This window comes from Puniceibacterium antarcticum, from assembly GCF_002760615.1.
Taxonomy (GTDB): Bacteria; Pseudomonadota; Alphaproteobacteria; order Rhodobacterales; family Rhodobacteraceae; genus Puniceibacterium; species Puniceibacterium antarcticum.
In genome coordinates this window covers 1-15,083 of sequence record NZ_AWWI01000045.1, presented here as the reverse complement: position 1 = coordinate 15,083, position 15,083 = coordinate 1, and the positions used below count along the sequence as shown (strand labels likewise).

Below are 15,083 nucleotides of genomic sequence, written 5' to 3'. Positions count from 1 at the left end.
GTTGGCGGGATAGTTGCGTCCAGCAGAAGTCTCATCTCGCTTCCCCCAAAAGTTTGCGACATAACCTGATGGGCGGGGTCTGCACGGAGACCCGCGGCGCGGGATCGCCGGTCTGCAAAGACCCTCGCAGCCTATCCGCAATTGGCCCATCGCCGCATGCGCGACGCGGTGTTGCGGCGCTTTGTGCGGGGCCCCTCGCCCTGGCAGGTTGTCTGCACGGTCATCGCCCTGGGGTCCTGCATCCTCTTTTTCGGGGATATTAACGGCAACACGGCCGAGACCGATCTTGCTATGTTCATCCGGACCTACGACGACAGCGACCAGGTGGATTTCCTGCTCAGCCGGGTTGATCAGTGGTTCTGACGCCGCTTGCGTCTCCACATCTCCCGCTTTCATCAGGCCGAATAACGACAGCATTTGTGCCGGAACAGGCCTGCTGTCCAAAGTCCGCTCTGCAAGAGCCGGGCACCGGCCTCTCTCAGGCAGAATCAGCAATGCCAGCAGGACCCTTCGACCTGACGCATCGTCGCACAATCTGCACTCTCTCGCGAACCCCCTCACGCCGTCACTGACCTCGCCCCTGCGGCCTGTCACTTTAAAGCAGGCCAGAGCTGCAGGACCACCCGGCCCTGAAATCTGTTTTTGCCCTGCGACGGGACAAAATAGGCAAGATATTGATTTTCCAAAAGACCACAGTTTTTTGATCCCGAAATCGGGGACATCACCGATAGCCAATTCGATTTCCGAAACACCGCTATAAAAGCGTTCCGGAACGGATAACCGGTGGCCTAAAAACGTTCCAAACACCATAAACCAATAGTTGACACATAATTAACAGAAAGTTTACCTTTCGTTATAAACAAAAATAAACTCGAAAACCAGGGACGGAGACATCGTGAAAAGACTATATCTTTCCGCTGCGGCGTCGGCGCTGGCCTTTGCATTTTCAGGACCGTCTTCGGCGCAATCAACCTCCACCACGATCTTCCTCGTTGACGAATCTGGATCTATGGCGGGCGAGCAGACCTTTTTGCAGCAATTCGTTCTGGATTTGGATCCGGCACTTGCAATTGCGGGGATAAGCACCCGAAACTATGGCCTAATCGGGTTTTCCGGGCCGGGCACCGGGCCGGCAAACCTGCGTGAATTCACAATTGGCACGACCCAGCTTGGCACGGCCCAGGATTTCTCGATCGCGGCTCAGTCGCTCGTTACCACAGGGAGTATAGAAGACGGTTACTCCGCAATAGATTACGTCCTGAAAAACTATCCGGTCTCAAATGGCGCGACCTTTGTTCTGGTCACGGACGAAGACCGCGACGACACCGATTCCAGCCTGTCTTACGCCTCCATCCTGTCAAGCCTGCAGGCGGCGGGGGTCAATCTGGTCTCGATGCTTGATGTGACCATCCTCAATGCCAATGGCGATGTCGCCATAGCGACGGACGGCACAGATGCGCTGACACAGGACGGGGTCACCTTTGACTCCGTCGCTTTCGGCTCCTTCAGCGACGGGTTCGGCACGACGATTGCCGATTATGCCAATCTGTCGCTAGCCGCCGGTGGCGGCTGTGTGGCGGACCTCAATCAGTTGCGCCTTGGCGGCGAGGCCGCAGCGGCCTTCGCAGCCGCCTTCCAGACCTGCGTCGTCAATGCCGTCACAGATTCCGGAATTGTGGCGATCCTCGCGCTGCCGATCCGCGACGCCTCTCTGACGGTCGCTCAGAACATCCGCCTGCAGCTTCGGATGTTGGCCCAGGCGATGTCCAACAACGGCACGGGCGGCATCTTCTCAACGCAGGGTGCCGATGTCATAGACGACATGTTCGGTGTAAAGGGCCTGCGCGGTTATGGCATGGCCAACGCCAGCTTCGGCTCGGTCAATGGTGGCGATGACGATTTGAACTCGCAAGGTCTTTCGGTTGGTCTGGACTACACCTATTCCTTCGGACAAGGGATCGCACGGTTTGGTGGTGCGGTCAGCTTTGTCGATGCGACGGTGGACGGTGACGGATCAAACATCAACACCTCGGCGCAGCTGGGCCAGCTTTACGGGGTATATCGCACTGCAAGCGGTCTGCAGTTCACCGGCGACATGCAGTTCGGCACGATCGACAGCGACACGGCCCGCCGGATCGGCGCGACCTCGGTCACAGGGTCCGCCGAAAGCGATTATCGCTCGATCAGTTTCGAAGCCGGCAAACGGTTCCAGTTGCAGAATGCAAACGCCGTGCTGATGCCCTTCGGGGGCCTGCAATACGAGAAGCTGGATCAGGACTCCTATACAGAAAGCAACGGGGGCGAGATCCCAGATTTCACTCAGGCCCTGTCCACAGCCCGCCTCGGCCTGCGCTACGAGGTCACCTCCATCACCTCGGCCGGGACATGGAACACGATGATCGACGCCTCGTTCAATCACATCTATGCACAGGATATCGACGTAGGGTCCGGCACAGTGCCCTTCTCCCCGGGGGATGTGGATGAAAACCGGTTCGATCTGGGCGTCAATTTCGGCCTCGAAGTCAGCCCCACCAGCCGTGTGATGGTCAGCCTCGGTGGCTCGAAAAGCGAGGATACGGTGATCGGTTCTGTCGGTCTTGGCTTCCAGATGACATTCTGATCCTGCGCCGCGCCTGCAAGATCGACAGAAAGGCCCCGTCCTAGCAGGCGCACGGAGCAGTTTTGTCGGCGCGACCGCTGAGGGTAAGACACTAGGGGGCTTTGGCATTCTGATTGCGGCACAGATCCTTGCCGTGTTCACCGTTAGGAAACGTCGGTTGCGGCATCAATGTTCCGAACGTCGCAACCTCTGCTTGACTTTTGATGACGCGGCCATTCGTACGTTAAATCCCGAAAGGCACGTATCTATCACGTTGATCTGGAATGCTTTCCTGCTGATGATGCCGGTCGATCTCAGTCCCGGACAAAGGCTGCAATGGCGCGCAGGCTTTTCCGGGCCTGTGGCAGCGCCTGGGGCCACAATGTCCACATGTGAAACAATGACGGTAGGACATCCAGTCGAACGGGCACACCCGCCCGCGCGGCGGCCGACGCAAACAGCAGCGTATCGTCCAGCAAAACCTCGTTGACGCAAGCCGTCATGTAGATCGGGGGCAGTGCGGACAGATCCGCCAGCAGCGGCGATACCTCTGTGTCATGGGCGTCGCGTGCGCCAAAGGCCATTTCGGACAGGGCACGGTCGGTCGCGTCGTCGTTCATCAGATCGTCCTGCGCGCCGCGGGTGGTGCTTTGCCCGCTGCGGTCGGTGTTGGGCGAGATCAGGACAAGATGCGACACCCGGTTCGGGCGCCTCAGCGCCGTCGTGATGGCCAGATGCCCCCCGGCGCTGTCCCCGGCCAGTGCCACGCGACCAGTCAGGGCATCCACAACCGCGCAGGCATCGTCGCGCTGCGCGGGCCAGAGGTGTTCCGGCGCAAGTCTGTAGTCCGGCAGGATGATCCGCCAGTCCAGCAGGTCGGCAAGCGCCTGCGCACAGGATCCATGCGACAGGGCCGAGCCGAAGACATAGCCGCCACCATGCAGGAAAATCAGCGTGCGATCCGCATCGGGGTTGAGGATGCGGACAGGGACGCCGCCAATCTCTTGCGCTGTGCCGACGCTTCGCGCGTCGGACAGTTGCAGAAACTGGTGGCGCAGTTCCCAGGGTGTTCCCTGCATTGCGACATGCGAGATGCGGCGTTCGACAGCCGCGCGGCCAATGAGCGGCCCGAGGTTGCTCATACGTTGATCGACCCGACCGCGCCGCCATCCACGCGCCAATTCGCCCCCGTGACGAAAGAGGACAGGTTGCTTGCGAGGAACGCAATGACCGGAGCCACCTCTTCGGGCTGACCGCGCCGACCAACGACCAGATAGGGGCGCTTTTCCTTGAGGAAGCTTTCCACCGCCTCGTCAAGGGACACGTTCTCTTCCTTGGCGCGCTTCTTCATCATGCCATCGGTCATCGGCGTCTCGATGAAGGCCGGGGCCACGCAGTTGACCAGCAGCCCCTTGTCTGAATGCTGCATCGCCACGCTTTTGGCAAAGCTCAGCAGCGCCGATTTGGAACAATTGTAAACCGTTTCGTCCGGGTAGGGCTGTGCAACATTCTCCGAGGTGATGAAGACCATACGCCCCCAGCCCTTGTCGATCATGTTGGGGCCGATATGGCGCGACAGGCGCACAGCGGACAGAAAGTCGATGTCGAGCGCGTGCTGCCAGTCCTCTTCTGCCATCTGCAGCGGATCGCCCTTGGCGCCGGTGACACCCGCAAGGTGCAGAAAAATATCGAAATCCGCGCCAACCTTGCCGATGAAGTCATCGACACCCGCCTGTGAGGACAGATCACCGACCTGAACGTCGCAATCGAGCAATTGGCCCAGCTCGGCCAGCGGTCCCTGATCGACATCGGTGAGGGTCATGGACACGCCCGCATGGGCGAGCAGCTTGCAGGTCTCGCGGCCGATACCGCCGGTTGCACCCGTGACCAGGGCCGTCTTGCCTTGAATTCCAAGATCCATCTTTGCGTCCTTTCAAATTTCGGTCCGGGGTTTCCCGGCTGTCTCCATCGAAACAGATGGTGGCGGCTTCCGTTCCAAACTGTCTGGGTATTCCGTGATTGCGGGCTGCAACTGACAGCTGCACCTGAAGGCCTGCGGGAACCGGCGTCACTCCCCGGTGTTTGGATGATGACGCATATCCCATTCCATAGGAAAGGATCCCAAGATGACCACAGATGTGAAAATCCCCGCCCAGTCGCAGAACAGCATGCCCGGAGACGAATACAAGATGGACCCCGCGCCGGATTATGCGCCCCGCCATCCAGGCATTGGCAAGCTCAAGGGCAAGGTGGCGCTGATCACCGGCGGTGACAGCGGGATCGGTCGCGCAGTGGCTGTTCTGTTCGCCCGTGAAGGCGCGAAAGTAGCCATCGCCTATATTGACGAAACGCGGGATGCCGAGGAAACCCGCAAGCTGGTCGAGGCGGAAGGCAGCGAAGCACTGTTGATCCCGGGCGACCTGGGCGACAAGGCGCATGCCTTTGCCGCGGTCGCGCAAACCATCGACAGGTTTGGCCAGCTCGATATCCTGATCAACAATGCCGCACAGCAATGGCTTGACGAGGACATCACCGAGCTTGACGAGGAGACGCTGCGCAGGACTTTCGACAGCAACGTCATGGCGCTTTTCTTCGTGACGCAGGCCGCCCTTCCGCATCTGGAAGAGGGAGCCGCCATCGTGAACACCACGTCTGTCAACGCGTTCAAGGGCAATGCCTCCCTCGTAGCCTATTCCACGACTCGGGGCGCATCGCTGGCCTTCTCGCGCTCCATTGCAGAGCAGCTGGTCGCCAAGGGCATCCGCGTCAATTCGGTCGCCCCCGGTCCGATCTGGACACCGTTCATCCCGAGCTCGATGCCCCCTCACATGGTCGAGGATTTCGGCAAGCAGGTCCCGATGGGCCGCGCGGGACAACCGTGGGAGGTGGCGACAGCCTTCTTGTTCCTCGCATGCAGCGACGGGAGCTACTTCAACGGTCAGACGCTGCACCCCAACGGTGGCGTGATCGTCGGGGCATAAGCCCTGAACACGCAGTGCGGAATCAGGTTGCCCGGGCGATGGTAGAATCGCCGCGCCCGGGGGGCAGAACCGTCACGCCCGGGCGCGACGCACCTACATGCAGCGGCACAAGCCGCAGTGATCCGCTACACCTGACACGGGCCAAATGTCACGCCTGTCCCGCAGAAACTTTCAGGGTGTCGCCAGCTTGGATTCCACTCAAGAAGCGTGGCTGAGACATCCCTCAGGATCGCATTTTTCTCATTGCTGATCCTGGAGGACAGGGGCATCGGGTGGCGCGTCACCTCGGGCCAAAGGTGCCCGCATTTGCTGCATCGCACCAGCCACCAAAGCGGAACTTCCGTAATACCTTCAGGCGGCCCCTCCTCTGTCATGTCGAATGCCTACGAACCTCCCCGACCAATCCCGTAGGTTGGAGGGGGTTTCGGGTCAGGCTGCTGCCTGACCCACGACCGTCCCGGCCGTGCTGATCGTTTCCATGCGCTCTTCGTTCAGACGCTGCGCTTCCTGCAACCCCCATTGAAGAAGCACGCGCGCTGCCGCCTTGTCGCGTCCCAGGCTGCAACCACATCCGCACCGGTGCTGACGCTCGGAGAGCCCCTTATTGCACAGGGTGCCGCAGTCTGGGCAGCGTTGCGAGGGCTTGGGGCGCGCTTCAAAGAACTCCGAACCAGCTTCTTCCGCTTTGTATCGGAGCATGTTGAGGAATACGGCCGGGGCCGCATCTAGGGTCGACCGGTTGAGCCCGGCCTTCTGGACGACGTTGCGCCCCGGGGTCTCGAGAGTGCCGCGGGCAGAGCGCGTCATGCATTATAGTTCAAGGGACTTTGATGGCGCAACGAGCCCACTGTCTCCAAAACATTCATGTATCCCTCGCCCTCCTCAAGGAAGGGGCATCCCGGGCACACTAGTGGGACGTCCGAAGTCGGCCGCGACCGCCTTCGCCTGCGAGCCTCACCAGATCCGCGACACCACGTCATCGCCGGATGCGGCGATCGTCCGGGACGCGCGTATCGGTTGTCCGGGTTCTTCGACAGCTTCCGTGGGGACATCCTAATCTGTTGCACCGACGGAGCTATCCTTTGGCCAAAGTTTCTCAGGTTTTTTGGAACTTCCGGCGGGGGGGCGACCGTTACTTCCCCAGAACATACAGACTACTGAGGAGAAACTGATGACCAAGTTCACAACAGCAACCGCAATTGCATTGACCCTCGTCGGCACGTCGGCGCTCGCACAAGACCAGAACAGCGGCGACACGATGTCCAGCGAGATGACGAGCGTGCAGCTGGCGAACATGCAGGGCGACCTGATCCGGACGCGCGACATCACCGGCGGTACGATCTACACCACGAACGAAGCGGACGACGAAAGCTGGGATGCGACGGCGCAATATGATGCCGTGGGCGCGAACTGGAACGAGATCGGGGAGATTGAAGATGTCATCCTTTCGCGTGATGGTAAGATGATCGGGATTGTTGGCGAAGTCGGCGGCTTCCTTGACGTTGGTGACAAGCATGTGGCGATCGCCGTCAATGACGTGAGCCTCGTGGCCGTTGATGATCAGGAATATGCCTATGTCACGCGCCTGAATGAAGAAGATCTCGAAGAGCTTCCGGGCGTGGATGAAGGCTTCTGGAACTGATCTCCAAGGCCTCTCTTTTAGTGGGGTGATATCATCCCCGAAATAGATAACGGCCCGCAGCCTGAGTTGCGGGCCGTACGCATGAAAATGTCCGCATCTTTAGCTAACATCCCCACATTTTCACCTCCCGCCCGGTTTCAAGCTCGCGCAGGCGTCGGTCGGGCCGCCACCAGAATTGTCCAAATCTATCGCGACATGACGCAGCTGTGACGAACATGCACGGAACGCGGGATGGATCACACGGTTCACTCTCCAAGTACGCCATTGCGTCGAGAGGAGCGACCCGTGACCCGACTGACCATCTTCCACACATTTATAGTCGCGACGCTCTGCGCCGCCGCAAGCACGGCTGCCGCGCAGGAAACCGGCGATATCGAGACGCTGCGCCAGCGCGCGCTGGAACTGGTGAACGCCTCTCGCAGCGAGGCAGGGTTGTCCGATTTGACCCTCGGCCCAATCCTGAACGATGCCGCGCAAGGCCATGCAGCCGACATGATCGCGCGGGACTTCTATGCCCATGTTGGGCCCGACGGGGGCACGCCCTTCGATCGCTTCCTTGCCGCGGGAGGAAGCCGCTGGGGTCTCAGTGGCGAGAATATCGCCACATGCTCAGGCTGCACGCTCCCGCCAGATATCGAGCGCCTCGAGGCGTTTCACGAAGGCTGGATGCAAAGCCCAGGTCATCGCGATAACATCCTCTCCGAAGGCTTCAATCGTTTTGGTTTCGGCATCGCGGGCTAGGACGACGAGATCTACGCCGTGCAGACTTTTGCCGGACCCGGTGAGAAGTCTGACACGACGACCCTGACGGCCGATGATAGTCGCGCGACCGCGCTCGAAGAGATGAATATACGCCGCGAAAGTGCGGATCTGGCCCCCCTCGAGGAGAGCGAGCCGCTTGACACAGTGGCTGGACGGATTCTTGATGCGCGGCTGGCGGGGGAGGAGCCATCAGAGGATATTTTCGGCCTCCTTCCTGACGGGTCGACAGGCTGGACGAGCATCTCGATCCGAAGCGGAAGCCGGGGCGCCTCCGGCGCAACCCTATCGGCCAACGATGTGAATGCTTTTATCGACGACTGGGAGTCGTCCGATAACGAAGCACCTTTCGGCGGGGCACGCGCCACCTATCTTGGCTTCGCAGCACTGGCGCAGGACAGCGGTCGCTCCACTGCGGTCGCGGTGTTTGGCGGGCGCGAGTGATCGAAGCCCTGCGCAGCGGTTGCATAGCTCGTCCGGCAAGGCCAGAACCAGTGCGCGCGCAGGAGTCATGGGAAAAATGTGGATAACCCCCACAAGACCAAGCTAAACGGGACTTTTGAAATAGAGATTTGCGAAAAATACTTGTAATGGGCAACTCCAAACCCAACAAGGCTTCCGTCGATGATTAAGGTTCTAAAGAACTCCTAGGCACTCCTGTGTTGTATTCTGAGACTCAGTGCAAGATGCGATGGAGTTTTTCACCGATATCCATGGTTTTAGGCGCCCTTTTTTTCAGGTGACAGACCGGGCATCCGGTTGCGCAAAAGCGACGACTTGACGATTGATGTGTGCGTCTCGGCGCGCTCATGAAGCGGAAGCAGGATATCATCCAGTTCCGCGACGCTCACCAAAGCCAAGCGAGCAATGAAGCAGTCGTCCCCTGTAACCCGGTCGCAGGATGTGAAGCGTGTCTCATCCCGGATCATCCGCTCGACGTTATGAAGCTGTTTCGAGCGCGGTTTGATACGGACAATGGCCTCCAGCGTATAGCCAAGGGTTTGAGCATCAACACGCACGGTAAATCCCTCGATCACCCCGTCCGATTGTAAGCGCCGCAACCGTTCACCGACTGCTGGTCCAGAAAGGCCGACGACTTTCCCGATCTCGGCCAAGCTAGCTCGTCCGTCATGTTCAAGGGTAGAGATGATTCCCCGGTCAATTTCATCAATAGCTTTTATCATAGTGGCTATTTACGGGAAAAGACTGTCAATGTGAATGAATATAATGGATCAGACTTACGATATCGCCGAGACGCCATACGATAGCAGAGTGTATGCTCTGACCATAATAAAATGGAGAACCAGACATGGATATTCAGCGCATCGCAGCATTCAGCACCAACGGCAAAGGCGGCAACCCCGCCGGGGTCGTTCTGCTCGAAAACGCAGCCCCCGAGGCGGATATGCAAAGGGTGGCAGCAGAGGTCGGATACTCTGAGACAGCCTTTGCTGTTCCCGTAGAAGGGGCAGATCGGTCGTGGCGCGTCCGTTATTTTTCGCCAGAGTCGGAAGTATCGTTCTGTGGGCACGCGACAATTGCACTCGGGGCCGCCCTTGGACAGCGCCATGGTCCGGGAACCTATAATCTGGATTTGAACAACGCTTCGATCACGGTCGATGCGGCGACATCGGCTGAAGGCATGGCGGCAACGCTGGCCTCGCCGCCAACCGAAAGCCGCGCGATAACCAACGATGAGTCGGAGGATGCGATGGCACTGCTTGGTCTGACCAAGGACGATCTGGATGTGCGCCTGCCCCCAGCCCGCATTCACGGCGGTGCCGATCACCTCGTGTTCGCGCTCCGTGACCGTGCCCGGCTGGCCGCAATGGCTTACGATCTCGATGAAGGACGCAACATGATGCGGCGGTACAAACTCGTTACGATTATGCTCGTTCATATCGAGGGTGATCGCGCCTTTTCCGTTCGCAATGCTTTTGCGTCCGGGGGTGTTCTGGAAGACCCCGCGACTGGTGCAGCGGCAGCGGCTTTTGCCGTTTATCTGCGTGATTGCGGCTGGCCCCATGGTGGACAGTTCACAATCCGGCAGGGCGAAGACATGGGCGCCCCATCAATCATCGAGGTTCATTTGGACGGTGAGACCGGGTCGTCGGTCCGTGTCTCGGGCAACGCACGTTCGATGCGGCCAGCTTAGTGATTATCTGCGCAACGCGCCGCTGCGTGTTGCGCATCCATTACCGTGCAAAAAGCCTGGTTTGTGAACGTTCGAAAACGGTTCTTTTTGGAATGGTTACAACGATACGGTAAAGGGATGAATTGAACTTTCCCTGACATTTGTGTTTTCAAATTGTTGTATGGAAATACATAGGCGAGAAGCGTTAGCGGCTTTGACGGAGGGGCACGATGAGTTGGGGTCTAATCGTTTTCGCGGCTAATACTCCGATGGAAGCCGACAGTGATGGGGTCGCCACCTTCGCTGACGGATGGACGCCTTCCGATATCGGAACGCTATCGGAAGTTCAGCGGTCGATTTCATCGGTATTTTCTGAGGTAGACTGGTCAGCTCCAAATAGGGGTTTGCTGATTGGCGACAGATTCTCACTTGAATTTCCTCTTGGTTCTGAAAAAAAACAACACCTTTAGTATCTACGCGCGCGGTGAGGCCACTCCAGCTGTGATGAAAATGGTCGCCGCAACGGGTTGGCGAATATTAGAAGTTTCGACGACTACTTGGCTTAACAATTTATCTGATCCTGATAGAGGCAGGAAGCAGTTCCAAGGCTATTTGGATACAGTTATGGAACAGCACTACAAGCCAGCTAAACGTGGATTTTTAGCCCGCATTTTTTTGGGCCGTTAATGTCTTAAGTTCGAAAACAAGCGCGCCAAAAAAAAGCCACTATTAGTGTTTTCCATAAACCCTGCAGACTGTGTGGAAAATCCCCGCCCTATAAAGGCGGGCGATTTTCGCTGATTTTGCGTGATTTCGGATTCCCTGTGGGGAGCAGAAATAGTATATTTTTGCATGACACACATCCAAGGAACGTCCCGCGCACAGATGCTTTTACTGCCTGCCTGCGTGGATGATTATGTTGGGCCTGACAACGTCGTCCGGTTCATTGAGGCCTTTGTCGAAAGCCTTGACCTCACGGCGGCGGGCTTTGAGCGTGCTCGCCCCAAAGTCACCGGCCGGCCTAGGTATGATCCAACCGACATGCTGAAGCTTTACATTTACGGGTATCTGAACCGGGTGCGCTCCAGTCGGTGCCTGGAAGTCGAGACACACCGTAATTTGGAAGTGATCTGGCTGATGCGACAGCTGCGGCCGGACTTTAAGACCATCGCTGACTTTCGGCGCGATACCAAAACAGCCTTTCGGAAGGTGTTCCGTGAGTTTGGGTCTTGTGCCGTAGCTTTGATCTGTTTGGCCGTGAGCTGATTGCCGTCGATGGGACGCGACTGAAAGCTGTAAACAGCGGCCAGCGCAATTTCACCAAAGCCAAATTGGCCAAGGCCATAGCTGAGAGTGACGAGCGTCTTGCCCGCTATCACAAACAATTGGATGAAGCAGACAAGGACGATACGACGCCTTCGGCGCGGGTGGACAATCTGGAAGAGAAGATAGCTGCCATCAAAGAACGCCGCGCCTGTCTTGAGCAGCACCGCGCAGAATTGGACGCCAGCGGCGATGATCAGATATCCCTGATCGATCCGGATGCGCGTGCGATGCATTCCTCAAGCCGTATTGGGCTTGGCTACAACATCCAAATTGCCGTTGATACCAAGCACAAACTGATCGCCGAGCAGCAAGTTCACAACAAGGTCAGCGATTTGGGGATGCTTGCTGAGACGGCTGATGCCGCACGGGACGCTTTGGGCGTTGATCAGATCGATGTCGTTGCTGACCGCGGCTACGACAAAATTGAAGACATCGAGGCGTGTGAGGCCGTCGGTGTGACGCCTTATGTTGCGGAGCCGTTACGGGGCTCCACCGTCAAGAACGGGTTTTTCACAAAAGAGGAGTTCCATTATGACGCTGATGCTGACGTTTTGATCTGCCCCGGCGGCCAAAAGCTGGAGCCCAAATACAAAAAAAGATCCGCGACAATGACGCCGTCGGCTTCGTAAATACCAAAGCCTGCAAGGGCTGCGACCTACGGGCACGGTGTACAAATGCCGCCTTTCGAAAGATCACGCGCTACACGAATGAAGCCATTCTGGACCGGATGGCGGCACGGCTTGCCGCAAGGCCTGAGGTCATGGACCTTCGCCGCGAGAGCGTCGAACACCCGTTTGGCTCGATCAAGCAGTGGATGGGGCAGAGGACCTTTCTCACGCGCCGTCTGGAGAATGTCAGATGCGAGTTCAGTCTGACAGCGCTGGCCTACAATATCCGCCGCGCCTTGACCCTTGTCGGCATGGTTGGCCTCATGCGCGCCATCAGCGCCTGATGGGGGCTCATTCCCGCCAATTTCGACTAAAACCGTCCCATAATCGCACCACAGAGGGGTTCCACGGGGCTTGGGGAGCCCAAGCTGTCAGATCAGTCCGAAATACAGATGGGCAATAGACGCGGCCATTTTATGCTCCGCGGGAGGCGCGTTTCCACACGGTCTGGCTCGTTTTTGGTACATATGCAAACCGTCTCGTTTGACGCTGCCACAAACCCCGTTCAAAACCGATACAGTTGTTGAAGGTTTGTCGAAGATAGCAGAAGCCACCTTTGTGCGCTCATCAAATGCCTGAAGTGCGCTGAGCTTGAGCGGCAGCATTGCGCAGGGAGCTGCCCTTGCAAACTCAGCCTGCTGACGAGATCGGGCGGCGTTTCATGCTGCGATGCCACGCGCAGAAGCTGCCTTTCGCTGCAGATGGATCATTCAAGCGCACCCGACCGGCAACAGTGCTGGACGAAGCTGCGGCTCGCTGCAAGCGCACCGAAATCTGTTTCTGACGATGCCATCCCAACCCATTCATCGGGCGCCCATCTCCATATTTAGGAAAGGTTCGGGGCTTTCCACTTCTTCAAGCTTTGTGCCCTTGATCAACCAAAACCGATTGCCGACATTGCGTAGAAAGCTGCGGTCGTGGCTGACCAGCAGGCACGATGCATCATGTGAAATCAGCTCATCCTCCAGCGCTTCCTGCCCTTCGATATCGAGATGGTTCGTCGGTTCATCAAGCAGGTAAAAATTCGGGTTCCTCAGCCGCAGAACCAGCATCGCCAAACGTGCTTTCTGTCCACCGGACAATGCGCCGATCTTGGTATCCTGCATCTGGATCGTCACGCCCGCCCCCGCAAGTACAGCACGTGCGCGTTGATCTCCGATGTCAAATTGCCCCGCTACAGCAGTCATTGGGGTGTCGCTGTCAGAAAGTTGACTTAGATGCTGGTCGGAATAGGCGGGTATGACCGAAGGGCCAGATTTCACTGCATCCATAGCCCCATCAAGAGCTTCCTGAATCAATTTGACCAGTCGGGTTTTTCCGGTGCCGTTGGCGCCGAGCAACACAATGCGGTCACCAGGTAAAATCCACTTTTGTCCCGTCTTATATAGCAACCTGCCATCCGGTGTCTCCACAGAGACATCCGTCAGTGTCACCAGCGCTTTCGCATGTGTGCCACTGTTGGCCAGCTTGATGTCGCCTGCGCTGCGGTCTTGATGAGCAGGCATTGCCGCCGCCTCCATGCGTGCCGCGCGCTCGTTGAGTTGCTTGGTCTTTGTGATCAGCAGGTCAGACCCGGAATTGATACCGATATTCTTCAACTTCGCAGCTTGTCTGCGCAACTGCTGCGCCTTGTTCAGATCATTCGCGAAGCGACGTTCGTCAGCAGCGTCTGCTTCGTCCAGCGCGGCGCGGGCCGCCGTGAAAGGAAGTTGAAACACGCGTGACTGTTCGGCACGCAAAAACAGAGTTCGGTTGGTTGTAGCGTCAAGAAACGCTCGATCGTGCGAGGTCACCACAACCGATACAACGCGCGGCAAACCGGTGAGCCATTTTTGCAGCAACCCTATGCGATGCAGATCCAGATGGTTGGTCGGTTCGTCCAGCAGCAAAATATCGGGTTCGGTGATCCATGCCGCTGCCAGCATCGCCGTGCGTTGCCATCCACCGCTGAGCGCATGTAACGGTTTGTGCTGAAACTCATAAGGCACACTCAGATCGCCAAGCACGACATCCACGCGCCAGCTTTCATATTCTGCCTTTTCAGAGGGAAGGGCTGCAAGGACCCACTCATATAGCATTCGGGTGACCGCGCGCTACACCCACGTCGCGACAAAGACAAGCCGTTCGTAGCAGCCGTTGGGTTTTGAGTGTCAGATAGAGTCATGGGGACGGTCCTGTGTGAGGAGAATGAATGGTATGGTGGCTGGGGCGCAAAGAGTGGCACTGAGACATGTCGTGACCATCGCGCAGCGGAACTGAACCTGCAGTGTCCGGGCGCGATCTGCCTATGCCGCCTCAGAAGTCGAACTTGACTCTGTTGCGGCGATGAACGCGCGGAGTGCGTCGGCATAACCGTCCGCTGCAGCGGACAGGCTGGAGGGGTCCAGTTTGCCAGCGTTGTAGACCACGTGAGGCGCGTGCCAGGGCAGACCGCAGCGATAGGCGGTCGCCTTCAGCGGCGTCAGAAGGGCGTCGATGTCATAGTAGTTCTGTCCTTCGGGCGTGTAGGCGTTCGGGATGTTGCCGGCGGTCACGGCAACCATGATGGGCGTCCCGAAAAGGAGGTCACCTTCCGTAGCAGCGTTGATGTAATACATGCGGGTCAGCACGGCGTCCTGCCACGCCTTCAGCAGGGCAGGCGTCGCATACCACTGCAACGGAAATTGCAGCACGATCCGATCTGCATCCAGCAGCATTTGGGCGTCCACCTCGGCATCCGTAAACATGTCGATGACGCCGTCCGGATAACGGGCCTGCATGTCGACGACGCTTACGCCTTCGACGGCTATTGCTGATTTGGCAAACGCCGCATTTGTGGTCGATGCTGCCAGATTGGGGTGAAACAGAAGGACGAGTGTCTTGGTCATAGGATGTTCCTTTGGGCGGATGTGACTTCACCCTAAGAACGCCACAGAAATAACTCCAACAGATATAAAATATAGTCTACTATTCATATTATGAATTTACGCGCGAT

At 57.9% G+C, this 15,083-nt stretch carries 17 protein-coding genes; 11 read left to right on the top strand and 6 right to left on the bottom strand.

Features of this window, described 5'->3' with window-relative positions:
- Nucleotides 1-156: 156 nt before the first annotated feature.
- Together P775_RS05405 and P775_RS05400 are read left to right on the top strand one after the other, a co-directional pair.
- Nucleotides 157-363, top strand: a complete 207-nt coding sequence (locus P775_RS05405; protein WP_143520822.1) for a hypothetical protein — start codon at nt 157-159, stop codon at nt 361-363.
- Nucleotides 364-895: 532 nt separating this feature from the next.
- Complete coding sequence (locus tag P775_RS05400) at nt 896-2,620, top strand: autotransporter domain-containing protein (RefSeq protein ID WP_143520820.1); 1,725 nt, start codon at nt 896-898, stop codon at nt 2,618-2,620.
- 293 nt (nt 2,621-2,913) lie between these two features.
- Here P775_RS05400 and P775_RS05395 read toward each other — a convergent pair whose 3' ends face one another.
- Both P775_RS05395 and P775_RS05390 read right to left on the bottom strand, forming a co-directional pair.
- On the bottom strand, nt 2,914-3,741 hold the full coding sequence (locus P775_RS05395) for an alpha/beta hydrolase (protein ID WP_099910015.1): 828 nt from the start codon (nt 3,739-3,741) through the stop codon (nt 2,914-2,916).
- Nucleotides 3,738-4,520, bottom strand: a complete 783-nt coding sequence (locus P775_RS05390) for an SDR family NAD(P)-dependent oxidoreductase (RefSeq protein ID WP_099910013.1) — start codon at nt 4,518-4,520, stop codon at nt 3,738-3,740. Before P775_RS05390 ends, P775_RS05395 begins: the two co-directional genes overlap by 4 nt.
- A 205-nt stretch (nt 4,521-4,725) precedes the next feature.
- On the opposite strand from P775_RS05390, the gene P775_RS05385 reads away from it, so the two are divergent.
- Nucleotides 4,726-5,580 carry an SDR family oxidoreductase gene (locus P775_RS05385; RefSeq protein ID WP_099910012.1) on the top strand — a complete coding sequence of 285 codons (855 nt, stop codon included), beginning with the start codon at nt 4,726-4,728 and terminating at the stop codon, nt 5,578-5,580.
- A gap of 429 nt (nt 5,581-6,009) precedes the next feature.
- On the opposite strand, the gene P775_RS05380 is transcribed toward P775_RS05385, so the two are convergent.
- On the bottom strand, nt 6,010-6,387 hold the full coding sequence (locus tag P775_RS05380) for a zinc ribbon domain-containing protein (RefSeq protein ID WP_099910011.1): 378 nt from the start codon (nt 6,385-6,387) through the stop codon (nt 6,010-6,012).
- Nucleotides 6,388-6,751: 364 nt separating this feature from the next.
- On the opposite strand from P775_RS05380, the gene P775_RS05375 reads away from it, so the two are divergent.
- The 3 genes from P775_RS05375 to P775_RS05365 all read left to right on the top strand — a co-directional run bounded on the left by P775_RS05375 (nt 6,752) and on the right by P775_RS05365 (nt 8,425).
- Complete coding sequence (locus P775_RS05375; protein ID WP_099910010.1) at nt 6,752-7,222, top strand: PRC-barrel domain-containing protein; 471 nt, start codon at nt 6,752-6,754, stop codon at nt 7,220-7,222.
- A 285-nt stretch (nt 7,223-7,507) separates the two neighbouring features.
- On the top strand, nt 7,508-7,963 hold the full coding sequence (locus P775_RS05370) for a CAP domain-containing protein (protein ID WP_218967631.1): 456 nt from the start codon (nt 7,508-7,510) through the stop codon (nt 7,961-7,963).
- 18 nt (nt 7,964-7,981) lie between these two features.
- Entirely contained in the window at nt 7,982-8,425 is a 444-nt protein-coding gene (locus P775_RS05365) for a hypothetical protein (RefSeq protein WP_099910008.1), read from the top strand.
- A gap of 275 nt (nt 8,426-8,700) precedes the next feature.
- Here P775_RS05365 and P775_RS05360 read toward each other — a convergent pair whose 3' ends face one another.
- Nucleotides 8,701-9,165, bottom strand: coding sequence for an Lrp/AsnC family transcriptional regulator (locus tag P775_RS05360; RefSeq protein ID WP_180287336.1), 465 nt, complete (start codon nt 9,163-9,165; stop codon nt 8,701-8,703).
- 125 nt (nt 9,166-9,290) lie between these two features.
- On the opposite strand from P775_RS05360, the gene P775_RS05355 reads away from it, so the two are divergent.
- From P775_RS05355 to P775_RS28435, 5 genes are all read left to right on the top strand, one after another.
- Nucleotides 9,291-10,136 carry a PhzF family phenazine biosynthesis protein gene (locus P775_RS05355; RefSeq protein WP_099910005.1) on the top strand — a complete coding sequence of 282 codons (846 nt, stop codon included), beginning with the start codon at nt 9,291-9,293 and terminating at the stop codon, nt 10,134-10,136.
- A gap of 390 nt (nt 10,137-10,526) precedes the next feature.
- The gene (locus tag P775_RS27495) at nt 10,527-10,802 is read left to right on the top strand and encodes a hypothetical protein (protein ID WP_143520819.1); all 276 of its coding nucleotides are present in this window, start codon (nt 10,527-10,529) and stop codon (nt 10,800-10,802) included.
- A 198-nt stretch (nt 10,803-11,000) separates the two neighbouring features.
- Nucleotides 11,001-11,381, top strand: coding sequence for a transposase (locus tag P775_RS28445; RefSeq protein WP_218967630.1), 381 nt, complete (start codon nt 11,001-11,003; stop codon nt 11,379-11,381).
- Complete coding sequence (locus P775_RS28440) at nt 11,345-12,070, top strand: transposase (protein ID WP_218967629.1); 726 nt, start codon at nt 11,345-11,347, stop codon at nt 12,068-12,070. The genes P775_RS28445 and P775_RS28440 overlap by 37 nt, the downstream gene beginning before the upstream one ends.
- Entirely contained in the window at nt 11,998-12,393 is a 396-nt protein-coding gene (locus P775_RS28435; protein WP_218967632.1) for a transposase, read from the top strand. The genes P775_RS28440 and P775_RS28435 overlap by 73 nt, the downstream gene beginning before the upstream one ends.
- Before the next feature lie 519 nt (nt 12,394-12,912).
- Here the strand turns inward: P775_RS28435 and P775_RS05345 are convergent.
- Both P775_RS05345 and P775_RS05340 read right to left on the bottom strand, forming a co-directional pair.
- Entirely contained in the window at nt 12,913-14,187 is a 1,275-nt protein-coding gene (locus P775_RS05345; RefSeq protein ID WP_245875580.1) for an ATP-binding cassette domain-containing protein, read from the bottom strand.
- Nucleotides 14,188-14,394: 207 nt separating this feature from the next.
- Nucleotides 14,395-14,976: an NAD(P)H-dependent oxidoreductase gene (locus tag P775_RS05340; protein ID WP_099910004.1), complete on the bottom strand. Its 582-nt coding sequence runs from the start codon at nt 14,974-14,976 to the stop codon at nt 14,395-14,397.
- Nucleotides 14,977-15,083 lie beyond the last annotated feature (107 nt).